Consider the following 1,312-nt stretch of genomic DNA (forward strand, 5'->3'; position numbering starts at 1 on the left):
TGAATCGCCCCGTCTTTCCCGGAGGCTCCAAACCTTGAGAGGATGGAGCCATGAGCAACAGATTGACGAGGTACGCACCCGAGGTGCGTGAGCGGGCGGTGCGGATGGTCCTGGACCACCAGGGCGAGCACAGCTCCCAGTGGGCGGCGATCACGTCGGTGGCCGGGAAGATCGGCTGCAAGGCGGAGACGCTGCGGACGTGGGTCCGCCGTGCCGAGCGCGACAGCGGGCTGCGGCCCGGGCTGACGACCGACGAGCATGCCCGGATCAAGGCCCTGGAGCGCGAGAACCGCGAGCTGCGCCAGGCCAACGAGATCCTGCGCAAGGCGTCGGCGTATTTTGCCCAGGCGGAGCTCGACCGCCGATTCAAGCCTTAAAGGGGTTCATCGACGATCACCGCGATGCCTACGGGGTCGAGCCGATCTGCAAGGTGTTGCCGATCGCCCCGTCGACGTACTACGAGCACACCAGCCGCCAGGCCGACCCGTCGCGCCAGCCGGCGCGCTGGCATCGGGAGCAGGCCCTGGCGCCGGTGATCGACCGGGTCTGGAAAGAGAACCGGCAGGCCTACGGGGCGCGCAAGGTGTGGCGCCAGCTCCACCGGGAAGGCGTGCGGGTGGCCCGATGCACGGTGGAGCGACTGATGCGCCGGGCTGGCCTCCAGGGCGTGGTGCGTGGCAAGCCGCGCAAATGGATCGGGCAGGAAGTGGTGGAAGAGAAGCCGATGGACCTGGTGAAGCGGCAGTTCAAGGCTGACCGGCCGAACGCGCTGTGGGTGAGCGATTTCACCTACGTGCCGACGTGGCAGGGATTTGTGTACGTGGCTTTCGTGATCGACGTATTCGCCCGGCGGATCGTCGGCTGGCGGGCCAGTTCGTCGCAGCAGACGCAGTTCGTGCTCGACGCACTCGAGCAGGCCGTGTGGGCGCGCCGCCCAGCGGAGAAGGCACTGATCCATCATTCCGACAGGGGCAGCCAATACCTTTCCATCCGCTATACCGACCGCCTGATCGAGGCCGGCATCGAACCTTCGGTGGGCAGCGTCGGCGACAGCTACGACAACGCGCTGGCCGAAACGGTGATCGGACTGTTCAAGACCGAGGTTACGAACCGCCGCTCCTGGCGCAGCCGGGAGGAGGTCGAATGGGAGACCCTGGGTTGGGTCGACTGGTATAACAACCAGCGACTGCTGGGGCCAATCGGCAACATACCCCCGGCGGAAGCGGAGGCGGCGTACTACGCCGGCAACACGGGTCACGCCATCGCGGCGTGACTCAAACGAAATGGCCTCCGGAGAAGCCGGGGCGATTCA

1 protein-coding gene and 1 other annotated feature are annotated in these 1,312 nt (G+C 66.7%); the gene reads left to right on the top strand.

All coding sequences use genetic code 11. The annotated features are described in order from the left end of the window. Nucleotides 1–50 precede the first annotated feature (50 nt). Nucleotides 51–1,273 (top strand): IS3 family transposase gene (locus ACVOLQ_RS22415; protein ID WP_245213529.1). Its coding sequence is split into 2 segments (ribosomal slippage): nucleotides 51–339 and nucleotides 339–1,273, totalling 1,224 coding nucleotides; the frame shifts between segments, so codons are not numbered across the junction. After that, nucleotides 332–448 (top strand) — a sequence feature (AL1L pseudoknot). Its footprint overlaps the gene before it by 117 nt. Nucleotides 1,274–1,312 lie beyond the last annotated feature (39 nt).

The sequence above is a fragment of the Stenotrophomonas sp. STEN031 genome, from assembly GCF_056759975.1.